The organism is Leeuwenhoekiella palythoae (assembly GCF_900130045.1).
GTDB lineage: Bacteria > Bacteroidota > Bacteroidia > Flavobacteriales > Flavobacteriaceae > Leeuwenhoekiella > Leeuwenhoekiella palythoae.
This window is the reverse complement of the sequence record NZ_FQXT01000003.1, coordinates 701801-725062: the sequence shown is the minus strand read 5'-3', so window position 1 is coordinate 725062 and position 23262 is coordinate 701801. Positions and strand designations below refer to the sequence as shown.

The window sequence follows — 23262 nt, the reverse complement described above, 5'->3', positions numbered from 1 at the left end:
TTCCTTACATTCTCTTTATTAAGATTATAGTATGAATATTTCAAATTGCAAAACGGGTTTTTTAATGCTTGTTTTATTGGTTTATAGCGTTCCTTTTTATGCGCAGGAATACGTTCCGGTAATGAAAGTTGAAGACCGTCTGGAAGCTATTAAAGATCAAAATGTAGCCTATCAATGGTCTGAAATGGCAATACTTGGTACCGCAAACGATACTGACCGTATTGCCCCGAGACCCACGGTTACCTCCAGATTTTTGGCTTTGGTTTTTGTGGCTGTTTTTGATGCGTGGTCGGCCTTTAATGATGCAGCCATTCCGGTTTATATGGAAGCCTATGATAAATTTCCTGGTGACAAACAAACTCGGGCAAATAAAGAAAAGGCGATTAGTTATGCGGCGTATCACACCTTGCGGGAATACTATCCTTATGACAGCCTTCAGTTTAAAAAATTTATGCTGCATCTGGGGTATGACCCAAATGATGATTCTTTAGACTCAACTACACCCGCGGGAATAGGCAATCTGGCGGCACAGGCTACGATTAAGGCGCGGTATAATGATGGTTCTAATCAATATGGGGAAGTAGAAGGATTTTCGAAACCTTATTCAGATTATACAAACTATAAACCGGTAAATACGGTAGATCAGCTAAACGATTACGATCGCTGGCAACCAAAATATTTTACTAGTGATACCGGGGAAAAATTTGCGCCGGCATGCTTAACTCCCTATTGGCAACTGGTCAAACCCATTGCGCTAAGCAGTGCAGACCAATTTAGACCGGGACCACCGCCCAAAGTAGGATCAAAACGACTTCAAAAGGAAGTTGAAGAGGTCGTGGAATTACAGGCAAATCTGACGGATGAACAACGCGCTTTGATTGAGTTTATGCGGGACGGACCGCAGTCTGTACAGCAGGCAGGGCACTGGCTTAAGTTTGCTCAGCAAGTATCTCAACGCGATAATCATATACTTGATGAAGATGTAAAAATGTTTTTTGCCAATCAGGTCACTGCTATGGACGCATTTATAGCTTCCTGGGATTCCAAAATGTTCTACGACTCCGCCAGACCTTTTGCTTTGGTACATCACTATTTTAAAGATAAAGAAATCAAAGGCTGGAAAGGCCCCGGTTTAGGTACCGGAACCATTAACGGTGAAGACTGGAGACCTTATTCCCCATCAGCATTTCTTTGCCCTCCCTTTCCTAGTTACACATCCGGTCATAGTACCATTAGCGGAGCCTGCGCTGAGCTTTTAAAATTATGGACAGGGAATGATTATCTCGATGTACAAGTAGAAATAATGCCGGGCGCTTTGACAGAGCCTCAGGCGTTAGGAGAACCGATTGTACTTGATTTCCCCACATTTACCCAAGCAGCAGAAATGGCAGGAATCTCACGAGTTATGGGTGGATATCATATTCAGTCCGATAATATCGCAGGTCTCGAACTAGGGCGCAACGTAGCACATAAGGTTTGGGATTTTTATAACTATCACATTGGAAAAAATAACTAATAACAAAAATATTGAGCAATGCAGAATACCATCCAAATGATTAAAACATTACTCTTTTTAATTCTTGCACTATTAACTGGTTGTGTTTCAAAACCATTAGATGATAAGGGACTCAAAGAAATTGCTTCCTTTCCTATTGGCGGAGCTATCGAGATCAGTCAGGTAACAAAAGATAGTGCTTTGCGGAATATTATTATTAGAAACTTTAATAGTATTACGGCTACCTCAGATATGAAGATGTATGCTATTGCTCCCACAGATAGTGTTTACAACTGGGAGAAGGCAGATAGTTTGGTAGATTTTAGCCAAAGGAATGATTTACGCCTTTTTGGTCACACGCTGGTCTGGCATTCGGGAACTCCACGTTGGGTTTTTCAGAAAGCTTCGCAAGACAGTGTATGGCTGAGCAACTTCCTCAAAATTTATATTCAGGATTATGTAGGGCGTTATAAAGGAAAGGTTGCTGCCTGGGATGTGGTCAATGAAGGTTTAGAAACTCAGGGCGGTGCATATAGAGAAACGCTTTGGTACAACAAATTAGGAAAGGAATATATCGCGAACGCATTTAGGTACGCTCACGAGGCAGATCCTGATGCAGACTTATTTTACAATGATTTTAATCTGGAGCGGGATACAGCAAAATTAAACGGAGTTCTTAGAATGATCGAAGAACTAAAAGCTGATGAAGTACCCATTACAGGTTTAGGTGTACAAATGCATTTACGAATGGATATACCAGAAAAACTCATTCGTGAGAGTGTTCGTAAAATGGCCGCAACAGGACTTAAAATTCATTTTTCCGAATTGGATATAATTTTTAATACTCACGATGATTCCCGCGGCGGTGGCGAGCAAATATATAGCGTGGTAACTTCGGAAATGTTAGAACAACAAGCGCAGAAATATGAAATCGTAGCAAAAATCTATCGAGAAGAAGTTCCCAAAGAGCAGCAATTTGGTATCACATTTTGGGATTTTACAGACCGTGATACTTGGATCAATCCATTTTTTGGTCTGAATGATTGGCCGACTATTTTTAATAAAGAGCTCAAGCCTAAGCCTGCGTATTATGGCTTTCAAAAGGGATTGGCTGAATGATATTACTTCACCTCTGTAGGCAGTTTTCCAAATTCGGCCTTAAAGCATCGTGTAAAGTAAGATGGAGTTGAGAATCCAACCTTATATCCAACTTCACTCACAGATGCTACTCCTTGTTCAAGTAGTTCCTTAGCTTTTTCAAGACGGATTTTGCGAATAAACTCATTAGCTGTTTGACCGGTGAGTGCTTTTATTTTACGATACAATTGGCTCCGACTCAAGTGGAGTTCATCTGCAAGATTCTCAACATTTAATTTTGGGTCATCTATATTGTCATAAATATAGGTGATCACCCTCGAAATAAACCTTTTATCAACTGAAGTACTGTTAGATTTAAATTTAGTATTACTGAGCTCATTAAAGTATTTATTAAAAAGTTTTTGCCTACTTTCAATAAGTTGTTTTAATTGGGAGCGTACAATCTTAATGTTAAAGGGTTTATTGATATATACATCCGCTCCAGCATCAAGACCTGCCAGCCAATCATCAGTTTGAGCCTTCGCGGTAAGCATCAAAACAGGTATGTGGCTGGTTTTTAAATCATTTTTAAGTTTTTTACAAAAAGTAACTCCATCCATAGCAGGCATCAATACATCGGTGAGAATAACATCAGGAATCGTTTTTGAAGCGAGGTCCAATCCCTCTTGACCATTAACGGCTTCGATTATCCGATACTGGTCTTTTAGTTCCTCCTTGAGATATTTCCGTAATTCAAAATTATCCTCTACTATAAGCAAAGTAAAATTATGAGCTGAGGAATCGCTTGATAATTTGTTTTGTTCTTTACCCATTGAGGTAAAAGAGCGTTGGTGTTCTGGTTTTTCTAGCTTAGGAAGAATAGTAACAGTATCAGCCAATTCTTCAGCTGTAAAATGTGAATTGCCTAAAGCTAGATATATTTTAAAAGTAGTACCTAGATTTACTTCGCTCTCCACCTCAATTTTACCCTTATTCATTATTAAGAAACTACGAACGACCTCAAGGCCAATTCCTGTACCTCCATAATATTGCTTATTCATACCTTCCACTTGATAAAAAGGATCGAATACTTTATTAATTTCTGTTTTAGGTATTCCAATACCACTATCCTGAACTTGAATTTCAACTGCGTTTACAGGAGTTTGGGTAGAAATCTCCGGAAGAATTATAGGAACTTCGGTAGTTTTTAAATAAATCGAAACTATACCCTCATCTGGTGTGGCTTTAAATGCATTAGATAGTAAATTAAAAATGATTTTTTCAAGCATACCAGGATCTGCATAGACATAGAAGTCCTCGCGTTCTGCCGTTACATTAAGTGTAATATTTCGCTGATGCGCCTCCTCTTCAAAGTGTGAAACAATTTGTTCACAAAAAGCATTGATTGCAATTTTTTCAACCTTTAAACGGGTTTTATTAAACTGAAGTTTTCTAAAATCCATCAGTTCGTTGATCAACCGTATAAGTCGCTCCGTATTTCTAAAAATACTCTTGTGCTTTTCTTCAATGGCCTGAGGAAAAGAGAAGGCCTTATTGGTAATTAGGTCTTCAATGGGATTTTTTATCAATGTTAGCGGAGTTCTAAATTCGTGAGAGATGTTTGTAAAGAACTGTAGTTTTCTATTGTTTAACTCTTCTTCTTGCTGACGCTTATCACGCTCATATTGAATAAGCCGCTTCTCAGCAAGTCTTTTTTGGGTGATCTTATAAGTGATAAATGTCAATATTAAACCTAAAACTACATATATTACGATCGCCCAGCCTTGTTTATACCATGGATATAGTATATTGATCTTTAAGCTAATAGGGCTTTGAGTCCAAACGCCCTCATTATTAGCAGCTCGTACTTTAAAGGTATACTTACCCGGAGGGATGTTGGTATACGTCGCACTTTTAGAAGTTCCTACATAATTCCAGGAATTATCAAATCCTTCTAATAGGTAAGCATAATTAATATCTGAGGGTCTAGTGAAATCAATAGCTGCATATTCAATAGTGAAAACAGATTGATCGGATTTTAAAGTAAGTTCATCAGTTGAAAATAAAATTTCCTTTAATGGAGAGTTTTCCTTTTTTGGTAATACTTTTTCATTGAAAAGGCGAAGCTCTGAAAAATACAATAAAGGTTGTTGCAGATTAAGATTTAAGCTTGTTGGATCGAAGAAATTAATTCCATTATAACTTCCAAAATATAATAGGTTATCACCACTATTTAATACAGCATTGTTGTGAAAATCATTGGCTAGCAAACCATCATTTACTGTATAATTAATTACCTCATTATTTTTAGGATTAAATTTGGTTATGCCGTTATTTCCCGCTAACCACAAGATACCCTCCGAATCACTTATAATAGAAGATATGGTCTGTTTTGAAATCTTTTCTTCAAACCATTGATAGGTGTTTGAACTAACATCATACTTACATAACCCTCCACCATCAGTTCCTATCCATAAATTGTTTTGTGCATCCATGTATAAGGACAATATATAGTACAGTAAACTATTGCTTTGCCTGGTGGCATACATCGCTTTATTCTTTGATTTTACCTCATATACATCTCCTCTTTTTTTTACGGTAAATAAACCTTTAGTAGTGCCTACCCAAAGAACATCATTTTTATCAATTAGTATTTTGCGCACATCACAATTTGCAATTCCGGCATTTCTAAATACTTCACTGTCTAATCGCGTAAATTTGGAAGTCTTAGGATTATAGCTTTGTAATCCGGCATTAAATGTTCCTATATAAATAGTGCCTTGAGAATCTTCGGCAAAACAAATTGTACTTCTAGACGCTAACCCATCATTTGAAGTATAATTAATGAATTTGGAGGCTCCTTTCTCAAGATAAAATATGCCTGAATTCCAAGAACTTGCCCATAGGTTATTTTTACTGTCAAAAAATATGTTTTGAATATCACTACTGGTTAATCCGCTTGCAACAGAATTATTGGGATCAATTAAGTGCGTATATTCTTGATTCTTTGGATTAAGGACATCTATTCCCCCACCATCCATGCTTATCCACAAGTTAGACTCTGGATCCTCTAAAATGCCGGTAACTGATGAATTTTGTAGGGATTCATTTTTATAAGGAATACTCTCAATATCTCTGAATTTATCATAATTAGCGTCATAAAAGCTAATACCGTCACTATAATAACCTATCCATATACGTTGTTCTGAATCAACATATAAACTCCAAATAGAATTTGACTGTATTCTATTATCACCAAATTTATTGTAAGTATAGTTAGCTAAGGTCTTACCAGCGCTATCTAATATAAACAGGCCATCATTTTCAGTTCCAATTAAAAGTTTGTTGTGCTCAATTTCAGCAATGGATAAAATCCGCTTGTCAGTAATATGTAGTGCTCGGGAATCCGCTTGATGATTCCGTACATTAAGTCTAATAAGACCATCACTATAAGTTCCAATCCAAAGGGTACCTTTAGAAACAGTAAATAATTTACTCACGTGGGCCTTAATTGTAAATTCTTTATTGTTAACTAAGAATTTACTCCGATTAATAATTGCTCCATTTTTGTTCAATTCAAATAGGCCAGAGGAAGTACCAATGTAAAGTTTGTCATCAACAACACTCATACTATTGAATCGTAACCAATCACGATCTAATGAATGATCAAATGGAATAGTACTTAATCTATTAGTTGTTGTATTTAATTTATAAACCCCATTATTATGTGATCCCAAGATTAAGGTAGAATCATCAAGTCTAGCAATACTATGTATGGCTAATGGTTTAAAATTATCGCTGGAGGATAAATTTATATTTTCAAAATCATCAGTTTCCGGTCTATAACGATTTAGACCTTTCTCTGTACCGATCCAAATTGTGCCATCCTGATCTTTGTAAATAACGTGTACTAAGGAACTATTTAAGGAGTGCTTATTACTCCAAGATTCTTTATAAGTACTAAACGTACTACCGTCATATTTATAAAGTCCAGAACCATAGGTGCTAAACCATAGAAAACCATAATTATCTTGGGTAATCGCCGTTATAGCTCGTTTAACTGGTACATCTTTAACCTCTGTAAATCGATAATCACTAGTGCTTGGTTGCGCCTTAAGGGAGATTGATGCTAAGACCGCAATTATAAAGGATCCATATTTTAAATAATCTATCATATTTATGACCGACTTGTTATGACTACTACTTATTACCACGCTTGATTAAAGATAGCAAGGAGTATATACCAAAATTTTATACTGTTAGAGAAAATCGTTATTCGTTTTTTAAAAATTCATATTAAGAACTGTGCTTAGTTGTGTTTTGCATACTATGGAAGACAAACAGTTTGGAAATACTAAATCACACGAAATTTGATTTTTTTAAAATAATTTAAATGTAATCTCAACACTTTTTGTAAATTCATCCCATCTATACTTATAGTCTTTTTAACTATTTGGTAAATATAACCGCTAATTTTTAGAAATAAAACTAATACCTCCTTTTAATGAAATCTTTAATATATGTTTCCGTATTTCTATTAGTGTTTATAGCAAGGGCTCAGAATAAGACAATTGCAAGCCCTAACGGTAATTTAAAAGTGATAATAGATGTTATTGATGGGGGGGTAATTTATACAGTAAAATTCGATAATACTATTATAATAGAAAATGCTCCTTTAGGATTCAGAACAAAGAAAGCAGACTTCACAAAAAATCTCACTTTCGTAAATGCCGAAAGCAGAAAGGTTTCTAAAACCTATGAGCAGGATAAAATCAAACAATCTCAGATTACTTATAATGCAAACACCCTTCGTTATACGGTAAAGGATTCTAAAGATCGCCAGTTTTCTGTTTTAGTTCAGGTGAGCGATAACGATATCGCTTTCCGATATGAGATTGATAAATGGGGCGAGACCCGCGCTATAGTTGTAGAAAAGGAACTTACCGGTTTTAGCTTTCCGCAGGAAACTTCTTCTTTTTTATCAAATGCGATGCGGCCTATGACCGGTTTTGCGCGTACCGCTCCCAGTTATGAGTCTGCCTACACGGCAGACAAGCCCATAGCCGAACAAACCGCAGGGGGTGGTTATGTTTTTCCCGCACTCTATAAAGTAAAAGATGAATATTGGGTTTTGCTTTCCGAAACCGGTGTACGCAGTTTATACCCGGCTTCGCACTTAAGCGCGTATCAGGATGGTACTTTTTATATTGAATACCCCAATGAAAAGGAAAACAACGGTTTTGGCAGCAGTGGCGCACAATTAGGCCTCCCTGGTGTAACGCCCTGGCGTACAATTACCATCGGTAAGAGCTTAAAACCTGTGGTAGAAACCACTATCCCCTGGGATGTGGTTGAGCCACTTTACGAGCCTTCGCAGGAATATGAATACGGTAAAGGCAGTTGGAGCTGGATCATCTGGCAGGATGCCAGTATGAATTATAAGGATCAAAAAGCTTATATCGATTTGGCCGCAACGATGGATTTTAAATACATCCTCATCGATGCCTGGTGGGATGAGCGCATCGGTTACGATCGAATGAAAGTACTTATTGACTATGCTGCTTCTAAAGATGTAGGTGTCTTTCTCTGGTACAACTCCAATGGGATTGTAAACGACGCTTTCCAGACTCCGCTTAATAAAATGAATACGTCTATTGAGCGTAAAAAAGAGATGAAATGGCTTCAGGAAGCCGGCGTTAAAGGCCTCAAAGTAGACTTTTTTGGAGGGGATAAGCAGGAAACCATACGCCTGTATGAAGATATTCTTTCAGACGCTAACGATTATGGATTGATGATCATTTTTCACGGCACCACTCTGCCTCGTGGATGGGAGCGGATGTATCCCAATTTTGTAGGGAGTGAAGCAGTTGTAGCTTCAGAAATGCTGGTTTTTGTAGAAGATGTGCGTAAAAAGGAGGCCTATAACGCTACTTTGCATCCCTTCATTCGCAACGCTGTTGCCAGTATGGAATTTGGCGGCGTGGTGCTCAACGACTACTTAAATAGAGGCAACAAATCCGGACAAAGACGGCTGACTACAGACGCCTTCCAATTGGCAACAGGAGTATTGTTTCAAAACCCGGTACAAATGTTTGCGCTTACGCCGAATAACCTGGACGACGCACCGAAGTTTGAGCTCGATTTTCTGAAAGAATTACCTACAACCTGGGATGAAACCCGCTTTATTGATGGTTATCCCGGAAAGTTTTCGGTACTGGCAAGGCGAAATGGAAACATATGGTATGTTGCGGGAGTTAGTGCCGAATCAGAACCTAAGAAACTGGAGTTGGATCTTTCTTTTTTGGGTGGTAGGATCGCGACCCTTATTAATGATGATAAAAACGCAGAAACTTTTACCAAAGAAATAAAGATTCCTAAAAACGGAAAACTAAACCTGACCATTCAGTCAGGAGGCGGTTTTGTAATTGTAAATGAATAAAACGATGAACCAAAAAAATCTTTTCCAACTGTTTGGCTTACTAGTTTTTTCTACGGTTTTTGCCCAGAATCCCATTATACAAACCAATTACACGGCAGATCCTGCACCTATGGTTTATAACGGAAAGGTATATTTATACACTTCGCACGACGAAGACGATTCTACCTGGTTTACCATGGATGACTGGCGCCTGTATACCACAGAAGATATGGTAAACTGGACCGATCACGGTACTGTGCTGAGCTATAAGGATTTTGACTGGGCGCAGCGCAATGCCTGGGCTCCGGTCGCTACAGAACGTGACGGTAAGTTTTATATGTATGTGCCTATCACAGACCGAAATGGCCAAAACGGAATTGGTGTTGCGGTGAGCGATAGTCCGTACGGCCCATTTATTGACCCTTTAGGCAAACCACTCGTTCAGGAAAGTCAGGCAGATATTGATCCCGCGGTTTTTGTAGATGATGACGGGCAGGCTTATTTGTTCTGGGGAAATCCGGTGTGTTATTACGCAAAGCTTAACGAAGATATGATCACACTGGGAAGCGAAATTCAGCAAATTCCCAATACGATAGAAGCATTTGGGAAGCGGGAAGGGGAACCTAATGAAAGACGTCCTACGACCTATGAAGAAGGGCCCTGGGTGTATAAACGCAACGGGTTATACTATCTTATTTTCGCAGCAGGGCCATTACCAGAGCACCTTAGCTATTCTACAAGCAAAAACATAACCGGACCGTATACCTACCAGGGCAAAGTGATGCCCAGACAGGGCGGGGCATTTACAAACCATCCTGGGGTGATAGATTATAAAGGGAAAACCTATCTGTTTTATCACAATGCGGCACTTCCCGGAGGTAGCGGCTTTACACGTTCGGTGGCTGTTGAAGAATTGAAATTTGATAAAGATGGAAACATCCCCGAGCTTCAAATGACCGAGGGGATTGAGAAAAGTTTGCAGGTTTTAAATCCCTTTATCAAAACCGAAGCGGAAACCATAGCCTGGTCTGAAGGCGTCAAAGCTCACGAAAATGACAACGTTGGTGTTTTTGTGACTGCGATGAAGAATGATGCTTACATCAAAGTAAAAGATGTTGATTTCAGAGCCGAAGGAGCAACCCGTTTTACGGCTCGTGTGGGAACCACCCACAACAGCGATGTAAGTATGGAAGTTCACCTCGACAGCAAAGAGGGGCCGCTGGTAACCGCTTTTAAGGTGCCGATGACCGGAGGTAATGATCGCTGGGCTTTGGTTTCTAAGGAGATTGAAAAAGTAAGCGGCGTGCACGACCTCTATTTCGTTTTTAAAGGAAAAGCAGCAACTAAAATTATGTTCTTCGATTACTGGATGTTTTCAGAAAACTAAATTCAATTAATACTATGAACATCAAGAGCAGCATTTTACTGATTTTTCTAAGCTTATCGGCTTTTGCCCAACAGCCCGATATGACCCTGCGTTATGATGAGCCGGCTAAGCTTTGGGTGGAAGCGCTTCCGGTTGGGAACGGCCGTTTGGGCGCTATGATTTATGGAGATCCGGAGCACGAGATTCTTCAGTTGAATGAAAATACGCTTTGGGCCGGGCAGCCGCATCGAAATGACAACCCAAATGCTAAAGAGGCCCTGCCTCAGGTACGCCAACTTATTTTTGACGGAAACTATGCGGAAGCTCAGGATTTAGTCAATCAAAAATTCTTTAGCGGTAAAAGCGGAATGCCCTATCAAACGTTCGGGAAACTTCATTTAGACTTTAAAAATACAGGAGTGGTAACCGATTACGAGCGCACCTTAGACCTGGAAACGGCTGTGGCAACCACGCAATGGTCGCGAGATGGTGTTGCTTATACAATGGAAGTTTTTTCATCTTTCCCCGATCAGGTTATTGTGGTTCAACTTACCGCAAGTGAATCAGGAAAACTCAATTTTGCAGCTTCTATAACCAGGGAGGAGCGAGCCACTTCTTTTGTTGATGATGAACATATACTTCGCTTACAGGGAACTTCGAGCGATCACGAGGGTATTGCAGGTGCCGTAAAATTTGAAGCTCAGGTAAAAGCAAAAACCAGTGGCGGAAGCCTTTCGCAAAGCGAAAACCAACTGGAAATTACCAACGCAGATGCTGCGACTTTATATATCTCGATGGCTACCAACTTTAAAAGCTATAACGATATCGGCGGGGATGCGGCAGCTAAAGCGAGGACTTTTTTAGACGCCGCTTCTCAAAAGAAATTTGATGGTTTGAAGCGCGCACATATAGCAGATTATCAATCCTATTTTAATCGGGTTCAATTCAGTTTGGAAGAAACCAATTCCAACTCGGAAACTACCGATGTGCGCGTCGCTAATTTTAAGGACGGAAATGATCTTGATCTGGTACCATTGTATTTTCAGTTTGGTCGGTATCTGTTGATTTCGTCTTCACGCCCCGGGACGCAGCCGGCCAATTTGCAGGGGATTTGGGCTGAAGGTTTAAAACCGGCCTGGGACAGCAAGTACACGATAAACATCAATACGGAGATGAATTACTGGCCTTCAGAAAGCACCAACCTTTCAGAACTGCACGAGCCCTTGATTCAAATGATCCGGGAACTTTCAGAAACAGGTAAGCAAACCGCTCGCGATATGTACGGAGCTTCGGGTTGGGTTGCGCATCACAATACAGACATTTGGCGTATTACTGGTCCTGTAGATGGAGCTTTTTGGGGAATGTGGCCTATGGGCGGTGCCTGGCTTTCGCAGCATTTATTTGACAAGTATGAATATACCGGCGATACACAATTTTTAGATTCAGTTTACCCCATTTTGGAAGGTTCAGCGCGCTTTTTAAATGATTTTCTGGTAGAAGAGCCTAAGCATAATTGGTTGGTGATCGCGCCTTCCATATCTCCTGAAAATGCACCCTATAGCGATCATCCCGAGTCGGTTGCTGCTGGAGCTACAATGGACAATCAGTTGGTTTACGATGTGTTTACCAAAACACTTAAAGCAGCAAAAATTTTAAATAAAGAAAGCGAACTCTTAACGCAGATCGAAGCCAGTCTCGAGCGTTTGCCACCGATGCAAATCGGCAAATGGGGGCAGTTGCAGGAGTGGATGTACGATTGGGATAACCCCAAAGACAACCACCGCCATGTATCGCATTTATACGGCTTATATCCTTCCAATCAAATTTCACCCTATCGCACCCCTCAGCTTTTTGAGGCGGCTAAAACTTCGTTAGTGGCACGTGGTGATGAGTCTACCGGCTGGTCAATGGGCTGGAAAGTGAATCTCTGGGCGCGCCTGCTTGACGGAAACCACGCGTATAAACTCATTCAGGATCAGCTCACACCATCCATTCAGCCTGATGGTAAGCAACGCGGTGGTACCTATCCCAATTTATTCGATGCGCACCCGCCCTTTCAGATAGACGGAAATTTTGGTTGCACCGCAGGAATTGCTGAAATGCTGGTGCAAAGTCACGATGGGGCCATTCACATCTTACCGGCCTTGCCCGATGCCTGGGAAACAGGCTCCATTACCGGTCTCAAGACCCGTGGAGGTTTTGAGGTAGATATCGAATGGGAACGCAATAAAGCCAAAACAATCAACATTACTTCCGAATTGGGAGGACTTTGCCGCATCCGTTCCTATGAACCTTTAAAAGGCGAAGGTTTATCAGAATTTAAAGGAGAAGTTGAAAATGGATTTTTCCAAACACCGGAAATCCCTGAACCCCTGAACGCTAATCCGCAGGAATTGACAAAGTCGGAACTCAAACCTGTTTTTGAATACGAATTGAATACGCAACCCGGTAAAACCTATACATTGACAGCCCGATAAAATGAAAAATTTTAAATCTCAAACAAGGATCAAACAAGGTCTTAGCTTCGTGCTTTTCCATTTGGTGTTTGCGTTTATCAGCGCCCAGGATCATCCCTATCAAAATCCGGCGCTTTCGCCCGAAGAACGAGCAGCCGATTTGGTAAACAGGCTCACGATTGAAGAAAAGGCAACCTTGATGTGTGACGTTTCTGAGGCGATACCGCGTTTGGGCATCAAAAAATTCAACTGGTGGAGCGAGGCGCTGCATGGTTTTGCCAATACCAATGATGTTACCGTATTTCCGGAACCGGTAGGGATGGCGGCTTCTTTTGATGATGAGCTCGTCTACAAAATTTTTGACGCTACCTCTGATGAGGTTCGTGCCAAATACCATCAGGCGATGCGCAATGGCGAAGAAAACAGACGCTTTATGAGCCTTTCGGTGTGGACGCCTAATGTGAATATTTTCCGGGATCCGCGTTGGGGTCGTGGCCAAGAAACTTATGGTGAAGACCCATACCTCACTTCACGAATGGGTATACAGGTCGTCAAAGGACTTCAGGGCCCTGAAGATGCCAAATACCGAAAATTACTGGCCTGCGCCAAGCACTATGCAGTACACTCGGGGCCGGAATGGAGCCGTCACGAACTCAACCTAAACACCATTTCACAGCGGGATTTATGGGAAACCTATTTGCCTGCGTTTAAGTCTTTGGTACAGGATGCCGATGTGCGTCAGGTGATGTGCGCTTATCAGCGACTGGATGACGAACCCTGTTGTGGCAGTGACCGTCTTTTGCAACAAATCCTACGCGATCAGTGGGGTTTTGAGCATCTGGTGGTATCGGATTGTGGGGCTATTCAGGATTTTTTTACCTCGCACGGGGTGTCTTCTGATGCCGTTCACGCTGCCGCGAAAGGGGTACTTGCCGGGACCGATGTAGAATGCCAGTGGAACAACCACAACTATAAACTCTTGCCCGAAGCCGTAAAACGTGGTCTGGTGCAGGAAGAAGAAATAGACATCCGCGTTAAGCGGGTCCTGAAAGGCCGTTTTGAGTTGGGCGAAATGGATCCCGATTCCATCGTGCCCTGGGCGCAGATTCCTGCTTCGGTGATCAATAGCGAAAAGCACCGCCAGCTCGCACTGGAGATGGCCCGGAAATCGATGACCTTACTTCAGAATAAGAAAAAGGTACTTCCGCTTAATAAAACCCTAGATAAAATCGCGGTGTTGGGTCCTAATGCTGATGATGAGCCCATGCTTTGGGGAAATTACAACGGTACTCCCGTGCGCACCATTACTATCCTGGACGGAATAAAATCTAAAGTAGGCGAGGAGCGTATCGTGTACGATCAGGCTTGTGACTTAGTGGAAGATAAGGTAACCGAAAGCTATTTTTCGAAAATTGGTATTGATGGTAAAAAGGGCTTTAAAGCCACCTATTGGAATACGCCCGATTACAGCGGACCGGTAATCGCCGAAACTTACATTACCAATCCGCTTAAACTCACCACGGCAGGTCAGCACGAATTTGCTTCAGGTGTAAATCTTGAAGGTTTTTCAGCCAGTTACGCAACCGAATATTCAGCAGATAAAGATGAGGAACTCGCGTTTAAATTTGGTGCTACCGGGCATTTTGAACTGTTTGTCAACGGCAAATCATTAAGACAAACCAACAACTGGCGAACGCTTCCTTCGACGCTGCCATTTCCGGTAGAAAAAGGAAAAACCTATAACATTGAAATCAAGTACGCCCAATTGAATAACTGGGAGGCCAATCTGGAATTTAATTTTGGGAAAGAAATCCCGGTAGACTTTACCGGTCTGATTGCCAAATTAGAGGGTATTAAAACAGTAATTTTCGTAGGCGGACTCTCCACCTTACTGGAAGGGGAGGAGATGCCGGTAAATTATCCCGGTTTTAAAGGTGGTGACCGTACCGATATTGAGCTTCCTGCAGTGCAACGTAACTGTCTAAAGGCTTTAAAAGAGGCCGGTAAAACCGTGGTTTTCGTAAACAATTCGGGTTCTGCTATTGGTTTGGTCCCCGAGACCCAAACCTGTGACGCTATTCTTCAATCCTGGTACGGCGGTGAATCGGGTGGGCAGGCCGTAGCCGATGTACTTTTTGGCGATTACAATCCTTCCGGAAAATTACCGGTTACCTTTTACCGCGATACCACCCAGCTTACAGATTTTGAAGATTATGCTATGGATGGCCGTACCTATAGGTATATGAAGGAAGACCCGCTGTTCAAGTTTGGTTTCGGCTTAAGCTACACCACGTTTGAAATTGGCGAAGCAGCAATTCCAAAAACGGAAATCACAAAAAGTCAGTCTTTGAAATTTACGGTTCCGGTTAAAAATACCGGGGATCGAAGCGGGACCGAAATCCTTCAGGTATACCTGAGAAAAGTAGATGATGCAGATGGACCTATTAAAACTCTGAAGCAGTTTAAACGTGTAGAACTTAAACCTGGCGAGCAGCAACAGGTCGCCCTCGAAATCGTACCGGAATCGTTTCAATTTTACAGTGAAGAAAAGCTCGAAATGGCTGCAGAACCGGGAGAATACCAGATCTTTTACGGCAACAGCTCAGACGAAGCCAACTTAAAAACATTCATCATTAACTTAAAACCGCAAATATGAAAAAACTCGCAGTACTTTTTTTGTGCCTGAATTTCTTATGGTCTTTTGGACAAGAAGATGTCAAGGAAGATTTTAAACCTTCCACCTTAAACCAGCCCGGGCAGGAATACCCGATGGTCAACTCACAGGGCTATGTGCGCTTTAAGATTAAAGCTCCGGCTGCCGATAGCGTTTCGGTAAGTTTAGGTTTGGGAGGCCGTGGCGGTACCAAACTCACTAAAAATGAAGAAGGTTTCTGGACCGGCACCACCGAAGGTCCTATGGATGAAGGCTTTCATTATTACCATCTCACTGTCGATGGCGGTACGTTTAACGATCCCGGAGCAAAAAACTACTACGGTTCGGTACGCTGGGAAAGTGGGATCGAAATTCCCGCACACGATGAAGAATTTTATGCGTTAAAAGATGTACCTCACGGTGCGGTTCAGCAGATTTTGTTTCCTTCTCCCAGCACAAAGACCTCGCGTCGCGCTTTTGTATACACTCCGCCGGACTATCACTTGAATACCGCTACGGAATATCCAGTACTGTACCTGCAACACGGTTGGGGTGAGAATGAAACCGCCTGGATGAATCAGGGGCGTGCCAATTTAATTATGGACAATCTGATTGCAGAAGGAAAAATCGAACCCTTTATCATTGTGAATACCTATGGTATGACCAACGAAATTAAATGGGGAGGCATTCGCGATTTTGACATTAAATACTTTCAAACCGTTCTTACCGAAGAACTGATTCCCTACATAGACTCACACTTCCGTACGCTCGACAATCCTAAAAACCGAGCGATGGCCGGCCTCTCTATGGGTGGAATGGAAACCCGAATGATTACGATGAACAAGCCCGGCCTGTTTCAGTATTACGGTCTCTTAAGCGGCGGAACTTACAGCCCGGAAGATTTAAAAGAGCACGAAGATTTGAAGCTTGTTTTTCTGAGTGCCGGAAGCAAAGAAAATCCGGATCGGGTAAAGCAGGCTGCAAAAGCCCTGAACGATGCCGGAATCAAGGCAGTTTCTTATGTTTCTGAGGGTACCGCGCACGAATTTTTAACCTGGAGACGCAGCCTGTATCAAATGGCTCCGCTTTTATTCAACGAATAACGTATGAAAACACTACAACATATTACCTGTCTTTTTTGGCTTGCCGGTCTCAGTTTAGTTCAGGCTCAGGATTACAAACCATCTACATCCAATCAGGCCGGGAAAGCCTTTCCGCAGGTGAATGCCGAAGGCCAGGTGCGCGCGCAAATTTCAGCTCCCGAAGCAACTTCGGTAAAACTCGATATTGGCGGTGTCAAATACGAGATGACCAAAGACGCAGAAGGCGTCTGGACGGGCGAATCGGCGCCTCAGGATGTGGGCTTCCATTATTACCAGCTTAATATAGACGGGGCTTCGGTACCTGATCCCGGAACCAAATACTTTTACGGTGCAGGCCGTTGGGGTAGCGGTATCGAGATCCCGGCTCAGGACGATGCTATTTTCGCCTTGAGAAAAGTTCCTCACGGAAAAGTGGTGGAAAACCTGTATTTCTCTGAAATCACCCAGCAGTGGAGACGCAATTTTATCTACCTCCCGCCGGGTTATACCACTTCAGATAAAAGTTATCCTGTGCTCTATTTGCAGCACGGAAGCTATGAAGATGAAACCGGCTGGTCTTCACAGGGTCACGCCAATCTTATTTTAGACAACCTGATTGCTGATGGTGAGGCCGAGCCGATGATTATCGTGATGGATAACGGCTACGCGTATAAGCCTGATGCACCCAAAGAAGGCAGACCCGAATCGTTTTTTGAGGAGGTAATGCTTAAAGAAATCATCCCGATGACTGATGCGGAGTTTAGAACACTTGCAGACCGTGAGCATCGCGCCATTGCCGGACTTTCCATGGGAGCTAATCAAACGATGCGCATCATTATGAACAACTTGGATACTTTTTCGTATTACGGTGGGTTTAGTGGTACGGCAAACTTCGGTATGGAAGGCGCCATTGATGTAGATACTTTCTTAAATGCTGCCTTTAGTGATGGTACACAGGTGGATGAGCAGCTTAACCTGTTATGGCTGGGACTGGGCACCAAAGAACCGGAACGTTTTCCGAAGACGATCAATGCTTTTGTTGATATGCTCAAGGCTCAAAAAATAACGTACACGCTTTACGAATCACCGGAAACCGCCCACGAGTGGCACACATGGAGACGCTGTTTACATCAATTTGCTCAACAATTATTTAAAGACTAACCGAAAACCAATTCTATTATGAAAAAACACCTTTTACTATTCGGTTTACTTATTTTGTCTTGCAGCACCGGTTGGTCGCAGGATGAAAACTTTCACATCTATCTGGCTTTTGGTCAGTCTAATATGGAAGGTCACGCTCGTTTTGAACCCAGAGATACCATAGTGGACGAGCGCTTTAAACTGATGCAGGCGGTAGATTGCCCCGATCTGGGTCGTGAAAAAGGCAACTGGTACACCGCCAAACCGCCTCTATGCCGGTGTAAAACCGGCTTAACACCTACAGATTATTTTGGTCGTGAACTCCTTGAAAACCTACCCCAAAAGGTAAATGTAGGGGTGATCAATGTTTCAGTAGGCGGTTGTAAGATTGAATTGTTTGACAAAGACAACTTTGAGTCTTACGTAGAGACTTCGCCAGACTGGCTGAAGAATATGGTGAAAGAATACGATGGGAATCCCTATGCGCGCCTTGTGGAAATGGCTAAACTGGCTCAAAAGGATGGCGTAATCAAAGGTATTTTGTTGCATCAGGGAGAGTCAAACACCGGAGACAGTCTTTGGCCTCAAAAGGTAAAAGGCGTTTACGATAACCTGATCAAAGACCTGCAACTCGATCCTAAAAAGGTTCCGCTTATTGCCGGCGAACTCGTGAGTGAAGAGCAGGGTGGGGCTTGCGCCAGTATGAATCCCATCATCCGGACGCTGCCGGATGTGATACCGAATTCCTATGTAGTTTCTTCAGAAGACTGTGAGGCGATTGCAGATCATTTGCATTTTTCCGCCGCAGGCTACAGAAAACTGGGCAGACGTTACGGCGAACAGATGCTCGAGCATTTGGGCTATCCCAAACTTGTCAAGGAAGCACCCAAAGGTTTTGATGTGCGTCAAAGCGAGATCAAACACGGAACTATAGATACGATTCAGTATCCTTCTAAAACGGTGGGAACAAACCGAAAGGCTTTGGTGTATACGCCTCCCGGCTATGCAAAAGGTAAAAAATTTCCGGTGCTTTATCTGCTGCACGGAATTGGTGGAGATCATTTGGAATGGCTGAAAGGCGGACATCCTGAAGTTATTTTAGATAATTTATACGCAAATGGCGAGGCCGAACCGATGATTGTCGTGATGCCAAACGGACGCGCGATGAAAGACGATCGTGCCGTAGGTAACATTATGGCACCTGATAAGGTGGAAGCTTTTGCCATATTTGAGCAGGATTTACTAAATGATTTGATTCCGTATATCGAAAAGAATTATCCGGTAAAAATAGACCGGGAGCATCGCGCCATCGCCGGTTTATCAATGGGTGGCGGCCAGTCGCTTAACTTCGGTCTAGGTAATCTCGACACATTCTCGTATGTGGGCGGATTTTCTTCGGCGCCTAATACTAAAGCTCCAGAAGTTTTGGTTCCTGACCCAAAAGCAGCTCGTGAAAAACTGAACCTGCTCTGGATTTCCTGTGGAGATGCAGACCGTCTGTTGCGCTTTAGCGAACGCACCCACGAGTATCTGGTTGAAAATGATGTGCCTCACGTGTACTACATCGAGCCGGGTGATCACAATTTTAAGGTTTGGAAAAACGGACTCTACATGTTTGCCAAACTCATTTTCAAACCGGTAGATGAATCGCTTATTACGAAGTATAGTCTGCTGGGTACGCCCGCTTCAACCAATATGCGCAATGCAAAATATCCCCAGTTGATGCCGGATGGTAGCGCGATTTTTAGGCTGAAAGCTCCCGACGCCAAACGCGTGCAGCTTGATCTAGCCAAAAAATACGATATGGATAAGAATACCGAAGGCGTGTGGGAAGTGCGCACCGATTCGCTAACGGAAGGATTACACTACTACTCCCTGTTGATTGATGGGGTTGCCGTTGCAGATCCTGCCAGCAAGACGTTTTACGGCATGGGTCGAATGGCCAGCGGGATTGAAGTGCCGTTTAAAGGCGATGATTATTACGCTTTAAAAGATGTTCCACACGGAGACATCCGAATAAAACAATACTATTCGCCGGTGCTGAACAGCTGGCGCCAGTTTTATATGTATACGCCTCCGGGGTACGAAAGCAGTGATGAAAAATACCCCGTTTTATACATTATGCACGGTGGAGGTGAGGACGAAAGCGGCTGGGCAATGCAGGGTAAAACCAATTTGATCTTTGATAATTTAATTGCTGAAGGCAAAGCAAAATCCATGATCGTAATAATGCCCGATGGTAATATGCCTGCTTCAGCCTTTACGGAAATGGGCCTGCAAATGTTTACAAACGAACTTAAAGACGGTTTAATCCCATTCGTAGAAAAAAACTATAGGATTAAAGAAGGTTCTGAAAATCGTGCATTAGCAGGTCTGAGTATGGGCGGGATCCAAACGCTATTTACAGGTGTGCAAAATACCGATCTGTTTGATTACCTAGGCGTTTTCAGCTCGGGTTGGTTTGCTAATGACGATTCCATTTCTGGGAAGCAATATGAGTTTATGCAAGAAAACGTTGACCAGATCAATGAGAATCTCAAAGAATTCTGGGTTGCTATGGGAGGACAGGAGGATATCGCTTACACCAATTGCAAAGTGATGCTGCAAAAATTTGACGAGATGGGAATAGAGTACACCTATTCAGAATATCCCGGCGGGCATACGTGGCCCGTATGGCGCAATAACCTGTATACTTTTGCGCCTTTACTTTTTCGATAATTAAATGGTTATTAAAACTCGCCCTTCCAAAAATTAGTTTTTATCGTTATCAAATTGAAAATATGAAAAACGTTTTTCTAAATAACTATATCTTTATTTCGGCACTACTCCTCCTGATGTACAGCTGCAAAATACCATCAGTAAATATTGATGATGATATTAGCGCTAGACAATCTACATCCATAGATTCAGGGTGGAAATTTTACAAATATGAGAAGCTCCAAGATGCCGATTCTTTAATATATGACACTAGGCCTGATTATGTAGACACCAAGCAGGTTGTTCCAGCAGATGCTAAACCTACTGAAGCTGTTTTAAAAAAAAATAATAGCAACGCCTTAAAACCTTGGATAATGCCTACAGGAAATGATTTTATTTCCAATCCTAAAAAAAGATTTAAGAGACCAAAAGGTAATCCGGGAAATGATTTTGCATTCGTTCAGAAGGATTTTAAGGATAGTGCTTGGACTACTGTTAGCTTGCCTCACGATTGGGCTATAAGTGAGCCTTTTTTGGAAGGTTGGGATGCCAATGTGGGCGGGGGAATGGGACGACTTCCCAGTCCAGGTATAGCTTGGTATAGAAAGAAAATCTTTATCCCTAAATCAGATCAAGACAAATCGATTTTCTTAGATATTGATGGAATTATGTCTTATGCAATGGTTTGGGTAAATGGTAATCTTGCTGGTGGTTGGCCTTATGGCTATACGTCTTGGAGATTAGATATAACACCTTATATTTCTCCAGGCGAGTATATGCAATTAGCGATACGTGTTGATAACCCGCCTAATTCCTCGAGATGGTATCCTGGCGGTGGTATATATCGTAGTATTAAGTTGACTAAAACAAATTCTGTGCACGTTGCCCATTGGGGAACATTCATAAACACCCCTGAAGTATCAACTAAAAATGCTAAAATTAGTTTTGAGTTAACACTTCAAAACGATTTAAAAGAAAAGGCTAGGGTAAAGGTGAAAACCCAAATTTTTGAATTAGATGCTCGGGGTAATATGCAAGGTACCTCTCTTGCAGAAATGGTTTCAGATCAGTTAATACTGCCTGCAGGTTCAAAAATGACTTGGAAGGATACTACTCATCTTACTAATCCTAAATTGTGGGGACCACCTCCAGCTCAAGTACCAAATCGTTATATGGCTGTTTCAAAAGTTTATAGTGATGAAACAATTATTGATATATATAAAACGCCTTTTGGAATACGATCTTTAAATTTTGACCCTGAGCACGGATTACTTGTAAATGATAAAAAGGTTTATCTAAAAGGCGTTAATCAACATCACGATTTAGGTGCTTTAGGAGCTGCTTTTAACCTAAGTGCTGCAAAAAGGCAATTGGAAGTACTTAAAGAACTAGGGGCGAATGCTATAAGAATGGCACATAACCCTCCTGATCCTAAACTCTTGGAATTAACTGATGAAATGGGCTTTTTAGTCATCGATGAACTATATGATTCTTGGGAGCGTAAAAAAAATCCATTAGACTTTCATTTAATATTTTCTGACTGGAGTGAACAAGATATAAGAGCAATGGTGAGGCGTGATCGTAATCATCCATCAATTATTATGTGGAGTACAGGCAATGAAGTTGGTGAACAATATACAGGGGAAGATGGTGCCGCAATAGCAAAGCGATTGAGAAAATATGTTCTCGATGAAGATCCAACGCGTCCCATCACAGCGTCGATGAATTATGCAAAACCAAATATGCCGTTACCTAAGACAATGGAAGTTTTGAGTTTAAATTATCAAGGGGAGGGTATACGTAACTCTCCAGGATATTCTCATTTACCGGGTATTAATACCCCTCCTTTATATCCTGACTTTCATAAAGCGTTTCCAGATAAAATGATAATAAGCAGTGAAAATGCGGCAGCCTTAAGTACAAGAGGTACTTATATATTTCCTGTAACCAAAGAAATAAGTGCCCCTGTGAGTGATACTACAGGTGGTGATTCTAGGTCTAATTATGTAAGTTCCTATGAGTTATATACAGCACCCTTTGGTTCATCTGCAGATAAGGTTTTTGAATCACTAGATAAGCATCCTTACGTTGCTGGTAGTTTTGTTTGGAGTGGATGGGATTATTTGGGCGAACCTACACCTTATTATTTGGCTCGAAGCTCGTACTTCGGACTCATAGATTTGGCCGGATTCAAAAAAGATAGATTTTATTTGTATCAATCCAGATGGCGACCAAACCTACCTATGGCACACATATTACCACACTGGAATTGGAAAGATCGTCTAGGTAAAATAACTCCAGTTCATGTTTTTACTTCCGGAGATGAGGCTGAACTGTTTTTAAATGGTAAATCTCTAGGAAAAAAATCTAAGAAGGATTTTCAATACCGATTAAGGTGGGATGATGTTCTTTATACTCCAGGGGAATTGAAAGTTGTCACTTATAAAAATGGCCAATTTTGGGCAGAAAATATTGTAGAAACTACTGGAGAACCGTATAAGCTAGAACTTATTCCTGAGCAAAAATCCATCAAAGCAGACGGTAAACAGCTTGCCTTTGTACAGGTTAAAATTGTTGATTCAAATGGTCGCACAGTACCCAATGCAAATAATCTATTGCATTTTAAGCTCAATGGTAGCGCTCAAATTGTAGCTACAGACAATGGAGATCCAACGGATATGACAAGTTTTGTTTCCCATAGTCGTAACGCTTTTAATGGTTCTGCACTGGTTATTTTAAAATCGCGCAACGAAGGTAATTTCAAGCTTACAGTGTCTTCACAAGGACTACAAGAGGGGTCAATGCTACTTGTAGCAAAAAATTAAATTTTAAAGTAATGCTCTTTAAATATTTCAATACATACTAATAATCTCAAGAC

11 protein-coding genes are annotated in these 23262 nt (G+C 41.7%); 10 read left to right on the top strand and 1 reads right to left on the bottom strand.

The features are described 5' to 3' along the window. Positions 1–64 precede the first annotated feature (64 nt). Both BUA96_RS10320 and BUA96_RS10315 read left to right on the top strand, forming a co-directional pair. Entirely contained in the window at positions 65–1516 is a 1452-nt protein-coding gene (locus BUA96_RS10320; protein ID WP_084673127.1) for a vanadium-dependent haloperoxidase, read from the top strand. Between the two features lie 18 nt (positions 1517–1534). Next, positions 1535–2614 (top strand): endo-1,4-beta-xylanase, encoded by a 1080-nt coding sequence (locus tag BUA96_RS10315; protein ID WP_072982788.1) that lies wholly within the window; start codon positions 1535–1537, stop codon positions 2612–2614. Between the two features lie 2 nt (positions 2615–2616). Here BUA96_RS10315 and BUA96_RS10310 read toward each other — a convergent pair whose 3' ends face one another. Next, positions 2617–6747 (bottom strand): hybrid sensor histidine kinase/response regulator transcription factor, encoded by a 4131-nt coding sequence (locus tag BUA96_RS10310; RefSeq protein WP_072982787.1) that lies wholly within the window; start codon positions 6745–6747, stop codon positions 2617–2619. 329 nt (positions 6748–7076) lie between these two features. Between BUA96_RS10310 and BUA96_RS10305 the strand changes: the two genes are divergently transcribed. From BUA96_RS10305 to galB, 8 genes are all read left to right on the top strand, one after another. Next, positions 7077–9011 carry a glycoside hydrolase family 97 protein gene (locus BUA96_RS10305; RefSeq protein ID WP_072982786.1) on the top strand — a complete coding sequence of 645 codons (1935 nt, stop codon included), beginning with the start codon at positions 7077–7079 and terminating at the stop codon, positions 9009–9011. A gap of 4 nt (positions 9012–9015) precedes the next feature. Continuing rightward, entirely contained in the window at positions 9016–10377 is a 1362-nt protein-coding gene (locus BUA96_RS10300; protein WP_206633733.1) for a glycoside hydrolase family 43 protein, read from the top strand. A 14-nt stretch (positions 10378–10391) separates the two neighbouring features. Beyond that, positions 10392–12833 (top strand): glycoside hydrolase family 95 protein, encoded by a 2442-nt coding sequence (locus tag BUA96_RS10295; RefSeq protein ID WP_072982783.1) that lies wholly within the window; start codon positions 10392–10394, stop codon positions 12831–12833. A gap of 1 nt (position 12834) precedes the next feature. Continuing rightward, a complete protein-coding gene (gene xyl3A, locus BUA96_RS10290; RefSeq protein WP_128755683.1) occupies positions 12835–15468 on the top strand; it encodes a xylan 1,4-beta-xylosidase in 2634 nt (877 codons plus the stop codon). Further along, entirely contained in the window at positions 15465–16568 is a 1104-nt protein-coding gene (locus BUA96_RS10285) for an alpha/beta hydrolase-fold protein (RefSeq protein ID WP_072982782.1), read from the top strand. The genes xyl3A and BUA96_RS10285 overlap by 4 nt, the downstream gene beginning before the upstream one ends. A gap of 3 nt (positions 16569–16571) precedes the next feature. Next, positions 16572–17708, top strand: a complete 1137-nt coding sequence (locus BUA96_RS10280) for an alpha/beta hydrolase-fold protein (RefSeq protein ID WP_072982780.1) — start codon at positions 16572–16574, stop codon at positions 17706–17708. Positions 17709–17726: 18 nt separating this feature from the next. Then, entirely contained in the window at positions 17727–20405 is a 2679-nt protein-coding gene (locus BUA96_RS10275; RefSeq protein ID WP_072982779.1) for an alpha/beta hydrolase-fold protein, read from the top strand. Positions 20406–20467: 62 nt separating this feature from the next. Then, entirely contained in the window at positions 20468–23209 is a 2742-nt protein-coding gene (galB, locus tag BUA96_RS10270) for a beta-galactosidase GalB (RefSeq protein ID WP_072982777.1), read from the top strand. Positions 23210–23262: the final 53 nt, after the last annotated feature.

Bases quoted from the DNA above. Each gene is read 5' to 3' on its own strand.
- BUA96_RS10320 (WP_084673127.1), top strand. From the start codon at position 65: ATGCTTGTTTTATTGGTTTATAGCGTTCCTTTTTATGCGCAGGAATAC.
- BUA96_RS10315 (WP_072982788.1), top strand. From the start codon at position 1,535: ATGCAGAATACCATCCAAATGATTAAAACATTACTCTTTTTAATTCTT.
- BUA96_RS10310 (WP_072982787.1), bottom strand. From the start codon at position 6,747: ATGATAGATTATTTAAAATATGGATCCTTTATAATTGCGGTCTTAGCA.
- BUA96_RS10305 (WP_072982786.1), top strand. From the start codon at position 7,077: ATGAAATCTTTAATATATGTTTCCGTATTTCTATTAGTGTTTATAGCA.
- BUA96_RS10300 (WP_206633733.1), top strand. From the start codon at position 9,016: ATGAACCAAAAAAATCTTTTCCAACTGTTTGGCTTACTAGTTTTTTCT.
- BUA96_RS10295 (WP_072982783.1), top strand. From the start codon at position 10,392: ATGAACATCAAGAGCAGCATTTTACTGATTTTTCTAAGCTTATCGGCT.
- xyl3A (WP_128755683.1), top strand. From the start codon at position 12,835: ATGAAAAATTTTAAATCTCAAACAAGGATCAAACAAGGTCTTAGCTTC.
- BUA96_RS10285 (WP_072982782.1), top strand. From the start codon at position 15,465: ATGAAAAAACTCGCAGTACTTTTTTTGTGCCTGAATTTCTTATGGTCT.
- BUA96_RS10280 (WP_072982780.1), top strand. From the start codon at position 16,572: ATGAAAACACTACAACATATTACCTGTCTTTTTTGGCTTGCCGGTCTC.
- BUA96_RS10275 (WP_072982779.1), top strand. From the start codon at position 17,727: ATGAAAAAACACCTTTTACTATTCGGTTTACTTATTTTGTCTTGCAGC.
- galB (WP_072982777.1), top strand. From the start codon at position 20,468: ATGAAAAACGTTTTTCTAAATAACTATATCTTTATTTCGGCACTACTC.